This window comes from Nocardia sp. NPDC041819 (genome assembly GCF_055590505.1).
The window spans coordinates 87,211-94,238 of record NZ_JBVJAP010000021.1; the positions used below are offsets into that span (position 1 = coordinate 87,211).

General features: G+C 65.8%; 6 protein-coding genes. 1 reads left to right on the plus strand and 5 read right to left on the minus strand.

Annotated elements, in window-relative coordinates; genetic code table 11:
• Positions 1-23: 23 nt before the first annotated feature.
• The 4 genes from ACZ6DL_RS34635 to ACZ6DL_RS34650 all read right to left on the minus strand — a co-directional run bounded on the left by ACZ6DL_RS34635 (position 24) and on the right by ACZ6DL_RS34650 (position 3,901).
• Complete coding sequence (locus ACZ6DL_RS34635; RefSeq protein ID WP_466057550.1) at positions 24-1,523, minus strand: MFS transporter; 1,500 nt, start codon at positions 1,521-1,523, stop codon at positions 24-26.
• A 155-nt stretch (positions 1,524-1,678) separates the two neighbouring features.
• Positions 1,679-2,674 (minus strand): NAD(P)/FAD-dependent oxidoreductase, encoded by a 996-nt coding sequence (locus ACZ6DL_RS34640; protein ID WP_466057552.1) that lies wholly within the window; start codon positions 2,672-2,674, stop codon positions 1,679-1,681.
• 63 nt (positions 2,675-2,737) lie between these two features.
• Positions 2,738-2,881 (minus strand): alpha/beta fold hydrolase, encoded by a 144-nt coding sequence (locus tag ACZ6DL_RS34645; RefSeq protein ID WP_466057553.1) that lies wholly within the window; start codon positions 2,879-2,881, stop codon positions 2,738-2,740.
• A 207-nt stretch (positions 2,882-3,088) separates the two neighbouring features.
• Entirely contained in the window at positions 3,089-3,901 is an 813-nt protein-coding gene (locus ACZ6DL_RS34650) for an oxidoreductase (RefSeq protein ID WP_466057555.1), read from the minus strand.
• A 203-nt stretch (positions 3,902-4,104) separates the two neighbouring features.
• Here ACZ6DL_RS34650 and ACZ6DL_RS34655 point away from each other — a divergent pair, with 203 nt between their 5' ends.
• Positions 4,105-4,728: a TetR/AcrR family transcriptional regulator gene (locus ACZ6DL_RS34655; protein ID WP_466057557.1), complete on the plus strand. Its 624-nt coding sequence runs from the start codon at positions 4,105-4,107 to the stop codon at positions 4,726-4,728.
• A gap of 620 nt (positions 4,729-5,348) precedes the next feature.
• Here the strand turns inward: ACZ6DL_RS34655 and ACZ6DL_RS34660 are convergent.
• Positions 5,349-6,551: a hypothetical protein gene (locus ACZ6DL_RS34660; protein ID WP_466057558.1), complete on the minus strand. Its 1,203-nt coding sequence runs from the start codon at positions 6,549-6,551 to the stop codon at positions 5,349-5,351.
• Positions 6,552-7,028 lie beyond the last annotated feature (477 nt).

Here is a 7,028-nt window from a genome sequence, read left to right on the forward strand (position 1 = left end):
GCATCTCTAGGGTGGATCCAGGCTCAGTGGGCCATCACGGGCTCGCCCTCGGACGGCTCCAGAGCCCGATTCGGAATCAGGAACGCCGCGATCACCGCACCGACCACGAAGAACCCGGAGCCCCACGCCAGGGTGGCCGTGTAGCCCTCGACCCCGGCCTGCGCCGCGGCCAGCGCGCTGGGCGTGTGCGAAGTCAGGTAGTCGGTCGTGGCCGTCGTGGCAACGGTGGTCAGTAGCGCCGTACTGATGGAGCCGCCGATTTGCTGACCGGTGTTGATCAGCGCCGAGGCGACGCCCGCGTCATCGCGGTGCAGGCCTGAGGTCGCCCCCTGGAACGCGGTGGTCATCGCCCCGCCGATGCCGAGACCCAGCAGGATCATGCCGGGCATGATGTGGGTGGCGTAGGTGCTGTCCAACTCGAGCCGGGTCAGCAGGGCCATACCGGCTGCGGCGACCAGGAAGCTGGCGCTGACGACGATCTTCGGGCCGACCTTGGGCAGCACCAGCGAAGGCATCGTGGTCGACGTAGCGACGATGGCCGCGACCATCGGCAGGAACGCCAGACCGGTCTCGATCGGCGAGTAGCCGAGGCTGGCCGCAAAGTAGTAGGTCAGGAACAGGAAGATCGAGAACATCCCCATACCGAGGACGAACACCGCCACGAACGAACCACCGCGGGTCCGGTCCAGCACAACGCGCAGCGGCAGCAGCGGATGCGCGACATCGGACTCCAGCCATACGAACACCACGAGCAGCACCGCGCCCACGATCATGGAGCCGAGGGCGACCGGGTTGGTCCAACTGGTGGACTCGACGTGCGCGAACCCGTAGACGATGGCGAACAGCGCGGCGCTCACCACGACGATGCCCGGAATGTCGAGTTTGGGCTTGTTGGTGATCACGGGCTTGGCCAGCAGCAGCAATGCACCGATCAGGGCGGGGGCCGCGAAGGCGACGTTCACGTACATCACCCAGCGCCACGACGCCCATTCGGTGAGCATGCCGCCGAGCAGCAGCCCGATCGCGCCGCCCGCACCACCCAACGCACTGAAGATGCCGAAGGCCTTCGCCCTTTCAGACGGTTCGGTGAAGGTCACGCTGAGCAGTGAGAGTGCCGCGGGCGCGAGCAGTGCGGCGAAGAGGCCTTGGGCCACGCGTGCCGCGACGAGGATCTCAAAGCTGCCAGACGCGCCGCCGACGACGGACGCGGCCCCGAAACCTGCCAACCCGATCACGAAGAGCGTACGTCGGCCCAACAGGTCACCGAGTCGGCCGCCGAGCAGCAGCAGGCTGCCGAACGTCAGCGCGTAACCGGTGATGACCCACTGCCGACTGCCGTCACTGAAGCCGAGGTCTTGCTGCGCCTCGGGCAGCGCGATGTTCACGACGGTCGCATCGAGCATGACCATGAGCTGTGCCAGGCCTAGCACGACCAGCACCCACCAGCGCACGGCATGTGAGCCGCGAAGGCCCGGGTCTGTCTTTCCGGAGGCGGGCGCCCCGCGGTCGATGCTGGTACTCATTTTCTCCTCGGTTGCTGGGCATGGCTGTGAACCGTCTGAACTGATTGGTTTCCAGACGGGAAAACTGATCGATTTCCTCGCCGATGAAGGTGAGGCGAGTGGGTGACGGGCTGAGAGTTCAGGGCTTCGAGATCGTCCTGTGGCCCCTTCCGGGCTTACCTCGGCGATCCTTGGAGGGCCGCGTCGGTGTCCGCGGTGGCCAGCATCCTGTTGATGTAGTCGCCGGCCAGTGCGCCGGCCGCTGCGGAGGCCCCGACCTGGGCGACCGGATCGGTGGCGTTGCCGGCCACCCACACACCCGGCACCTCGGTGGTGCCGGCGATGCCGGAGGCGAAACCGCGGCCCATGTTCGGCAGGTCCTGCACCGGCAGGTGCAGACCTTCCAGGCCTTGGGTGCGGGCCTGCATCTGCGGGACAACCGCGAGGACGCGGCGGGCCACGACCTGGCCGTCGGCCAGGCGCACCCCGGCGAGGGCACCGTCCTCGTCGTTGACGACCTCGGTGACCGGGGTGTCGATGATGCGGATGCCGCGGGCGGCGAAGCGGGCGCGGCTGTCCTCGTCCAGGTCAGTGCCGTGGGTGAAGTAGGTCAGGTCCTCGGTCAGCTGACGGAACAGAAACGCGTGGCCGATGGAGGCCGGGCTGGTGGCGAGGATGCCGATGGGCTCATCGCGCACCTCCCAGCCGTGGCAGTACGGGCAGTTCACCACGCTGTGGCCCCAGTGCTCGGCGAGCCCGGGCACCTCCGGCAGCACATCCGTGAGGCCGGTGGCCACCAGGATGCGGCGGGCGGTGATGCTGCGGCCGTCGGCCAGGGTGACGGTGAACCGCAGGTCCCCGTCCGGCGACGGGGCGGCAGACTCGGCCGAGGCGACCTCGCCGTGGACGACGCGTCCGCCGTACTGGCGCACCTGCTCCCGGCCCCGTCGAAGGAGCTCGGACGGCGGGGTGCCGTCCAGGGCGAGGAGGCCGTGCACTGCCTCCGCGGGCGCGTTGCGCGGGGAGCCGCTGTCGATCACGACGACCGAGCGGCGGGAGCGGGCGAGGATCAGTGCACCGTTCAGTCCCGCGGCGCCCCCGCCGATCACCACCGCGTCGACGGTCCCCTCGGTCAGTGCGTCGCTCGCGTACGGAGGAGTCGTCACAGTCATGGTTTCCTGCCTTTCCTTGTCGGTCATGGTTCGGTCAACTCGGGTTCTGGGTGGTTGGAGGGGTCAGCTGTTCGGAAAGCCCAGGATGTGGTCGGCGACCGTCTTGGGCTGCTCCAGGTGCAGGAAGTGCCCTGCGCCGGGTATGACGATGCGTTCGAGGCCGTTCGTCAACAGGTCGTCCTTGCCGTCGCTCAACTTCACGGACATGCGGTTGTCATCGATCATGGGTTGCTCTCAATCGCGCCAGGCGTGCACGCAGCTTGTCCGGTCAGCTCAGGATGGTTGCGTACTGAACAGACGGTTCTGTACTGAGTTGTCAAGAAGGGCGGGTCGGCCCTACCTCCTACGTATGGCGAGGCCGGGGGTGCCGTTCACGTACATCACCCACCGCCACGAAGCCCATTCGATGAGGGGTCACGCCAGTCGGTTGAGCTTGCGGATTTGTTTGTCGAAGGCGCGTGCGGGCGCGATCCGGCGCAGGGCGCTGACGCGTCCGGCTATCGAGCCGGCGGTGTACCGGAGCTTGGGTTTGGAATCGGTGGAGGCCGCGACGATCACTTTCGCGACAACGTCCGGGCTGTCGGCGTTGCGCAAGGCCGTGGCCAGCACGTCTCGGGAGACCTCCCGCTGTGCGGCGTAGACCGGCAGGGGCGAGTCGGGCGCCAGGCTGCTCGCCTCGAAACTTGTGCTTGTGTAGGCCGGCTCGATCAGCAGCATCCGGACGCCGTGCTCGCGAAGCTCGTGGTCGACGGACTCGGAGTAGCCCTCGATCGCATGCTTGGTGGCGGCGTAGATGGCCATGAAGGGGGCTGGGATCAGACCGAGTACCGAGGAGACGTTGACCACGCGGCCACTGCCCTGGGCGCGCATGTGGGGCAGCACTGCGTTTGTCATCCGAATCAGGCCGAAGACGTTGATGTCGAAGACCTTTTTGGTCTGGTTGATCGAGCTCTCCTCGCCGGCGCCGACCGCGCCCACGCCTGCGTTGTTGACCAGGACGTCGATCCGACCGAACTGCTCGATCACCTCATCGACCAGGGAGCGGACCGACTCGTCGCTGGCCACGTCGAGATCGAGGAACGTCACCCCGGCGAGCGGTTCGGCGTTCGCCGCGTTGCGGCTCGTGCCGACCACCGCGAAGCCGGCCTCCACGAGGGCGAGCGCTGCCGCCCGTCCGATCCCGGAGGAGGCGCCCGTCACGAGCGCCACTGGGGGAGCTGTCTGCATGTTGGTTCCTTCGGTTGTGGGCATGACTTTGTCGTGCGCTGTGCGGGGTCGCCTGTGCTCAGGTCGACACGGTCCGCGCCGGTCCTGCAAGCCCCGACCAGCCGGTTCCGGCAGGCTCAGGGTGGTTGTGTACTGAACAGTCAGAAATCTAGATGGTTCTGTACTGAGTTGTCAAGAAGGCGGATCGGCGCTACCTTCTGTGTATGGCGAGACCACGAAGCTTCGACCGTGACCACGTCCTGCATGCCGCCGAGCGGCAGTTCCGCACCTCGGGCTACAACGGCACGAGCGTCGACGACATCAGCGCTGCCACCGGCCTGGGCCGCGGCAGCCTGTATGCCGCGTTCGACGGCAAGCAAGGCGTGCTGCTGCAGGCGATGGCCGGGTACTCCGCCCGGCTGGGGCAGTTTGTGCCGAAGGCGCTCGCCGGACCGGACGAGGGCGCCCTGGAACGACTGCGCGGGTTCTTGCTCCGCGCCGTCGACGGGGTGCCACTCGCCGCCGACGTACCCCCCGCCCCGGACCGGGCGGCGGCGGCCTGCTTCGCCGCCAAGATGGCCCTGGAGCTCGGCGCCTCCGACCCCGAGGTGGAACGCTTGGCCAACGACTGCTTCTCCGTGGTCGCGACGGCGGTGGCCGAGTGTGTGCGAGCCGCGCAGCGCAGCGGCGACATCGACCCCGACGCGGATCCCGACGACCTCGCGTACCTTCTGCTGACCATCGTCCGCGGGATCGATGTCGTAGGCGCGCACGGCCACAGTCCCGCCCGCCTGACCTCGATTGCGGAAAGCGCATTCGCATTGTTGCCTCGCCCGCGCCACCGCTGAGAAGGGCACGGCAGAACTTTCGTCACACTCGACGTGCTCGTCGATGCGGTCGACGCCGTCGCCTTCCTGGCCGCGGGCCTGAGCGGCCGGTGGCTGCCGCCGAGGTCGGGCAGGTGGAAGCTGTAGTGACCCTCCAGGCGCAGGTGTTGGCATGCAGATTCTTCGCGGCTTCGCGCTCGTTGATACACGTCATCAGCGAGTGTGCGTCGGATCGACCTCCTTCGCGGTGACCGAGTAGCGCGACCCGGTGCCCACGGCTACGTAGGCGTCCGACGCATGAAGGACTACCACGCGCAGCGCCTTCGGGCGGTGCCGAGTGCGTCGGTGACCTATCTGGCGGTCAGGGTCTCGGTGGGCGCCGTAGGGGTGTTCTTTGGCGGGGCGCTTTGTGGCCTCCTTCGTCGGTGTCGCTTTGGGCGGTGTGCGACGGCAACGGTCTGTCGAGTTCCGACGCCGGATTGTGCTCGGTGACCGCTGATGGCGGGGTCGCGTGGAATGCGAATCCCTACTCCGCGCTTTTGGTGGCATGGTGCCCGGACAGCTGATGTCTTGCCGTTGGAGGCCCGAGACGGTTGGCGAGCGTCGGTGCCGACGGCACTGTCCGTCTGTGGGAGTTCGACCTAGTCGAAAGCAGTGTCGGAAGTCGGTTGACCGCCGAGTTGAGTGATGGCCTGTCGTAGACGTGTCTGCTGATTCGCCGATTGCCGAGGGTTGGACAACAACGTTCGGAGGATATGAATTGCTCGTGCTCGGTCGGTGTCGCCCAACCGTTCCGTCATCTCGCAGAGATGCTCTGAGATTGTCTGCACCGGCCGCCAGTAGCTCAGTGCCTTGCCGATGCCCTCGTACACATCGATGACAGCGGTGTCGTCGAACCCCCTCGTGATGGCGACTGTTGCCGACTTGACCCGCCACTTGGGGTTCGTCGCTCCCGACCGCAGGAACGCGATCGGTGCCTTGCCATCGGTGACAAGGCGTTTGGCGAGCTTGATGCCTGCTTCGCCGAGTTCGTCGTGCCGAGTGGTCATGAGTTGCTGCGCCAACTCTCTGAGTTGCGCGGCATCGGCTTGCTCGGCGGATACGACTCGCTCCGAGAGTCGGTCAACCGCCATGATTCGAAGGTGCGGCTCCTCCAGTATGGTCGCCGCAAAACCGATGAGCTCGCTGGTGGGGACATCGTCATTCCCATCGGCCAGCGCAGCGAGAACCCTCGAGCGAACCGGCGTGGGGTCGTCCAAGCGTGCACGCACGATTGTTTTCAGGTGGTCGGCGAATGACGCGGCGAAATCGGCCACTGAGTTGTAGCTGTTGAATCCGCGCCGCTCGGCTTCGAGCCGGGAAAAGAATTCCTCGACTGCCTGGATCTGGCGGTGTGCCTGTATCACAACGGAGGTGTCCGTCGTGGGATCGAGATCAAAAGAAACCGGGCCCTCCCGTCGGTATACCAAGACCTCGGGTGTTCCTGATGTGTGATGGGCGCGGATTGCGTCCTCATACTCCCATTCGGTTCCTGTGACAGGACGGTTCCCATCGTCTTTCGCGTATTTCGATGGCAGGGGGGTGCCGAGTCGACTGTGGATGACGACGACCACGACGTCACATTCCGATGGCAGTGGCAATCCTGCCGAGACTGCGGTCTGGGGGTCGACGGTCGCTAGCAAGGGTATCGAGCCGTATGGGCCGTCCCACGCCACGATCTCGAGCGTGACCTTGCCGCGTAGCGCCGGGTCGTATGGAACTCGGGCCGCTATTTCGAAGATCGCTTGGCGTTCATCTCGCACATCGGACGGCGAGGCGACAAAGATGCGGAAATGCTGAGGCACCGACAGATCGTTGCACATCCAGGGCTGTCAGTTGCCAGGCGCACGGTTCGAAGTGGCTGTACTGGTCGCGGAGCCTTCGCATTGCGTTGGGCAGTTGAGACGGCTCTGCACGCACTGTTCCTGCTGCGGCTTGGTAATGCTCCTGGAGCGTAGGCGCATGCCCGGCTACCTGAACTGTGGTGAAGTCCAAAACATCGTTCGACGATGTCTCGCAGGCGTCAAGTGATCTATACGCCTGCTGGGGTTGTGTGGTAGACGCCAGAATGGTGCTCTGACCTGCATATTCGCGCGTCTCGAGCGGAGTCGGCTGTCCCCGGCTCATTGATATATCTTTCCGTGGTTGTCCTGGCTTGAACAAGGGCGCGAAATCAATGTCAGTGTCCAAGTTTTGAATGCGGTGGCGCGGACGTTGTCGTTGGATGCGGCGGAGAAGGCGCATTTGTATCGGTTGGCGGATGTGCCGACGGTGCCTTCGGT

Coding starts and splice junctions, on each gene's coding strand:
- ACZ6DL_RS34650 (WP_466057555.1), bottom strand. CDS start 3,901: ATGCAGACAGCTCCCCCAGTGGCGCTCGTGACGGGCGCCTCCTCCGGG.
- ACZ6DL_RS34655 (WP_466057557.1), top strand. CDS start 4,105: ATGGCGAGACCACGAAGCTTCGACCGTGACCACGTCCTGCATGCCGCC.
- ACZ6DL_RS34645 (WP_466057553.1), bottom strand. CDS start 2,881: ATGTCCGTGAAGTTGAGCGACGGCAAGGACGACCTGTTGACGAACGGC.
- ACZ6DL_RS34640 (WP_466057552.1), bottom strand. CDS start 2,674: ATGACTGTGACGACTCCTCCGTACGCGAGCGACGCACTGACCGAGGGG.
- ACZ6DL_RS34635 (WP_466057550.1), bottom strand. CDS start 1,523: ATGAGTACCAGCATCGACCGCGGGGCGCCCGCCTCCGGAAAGACAGAC.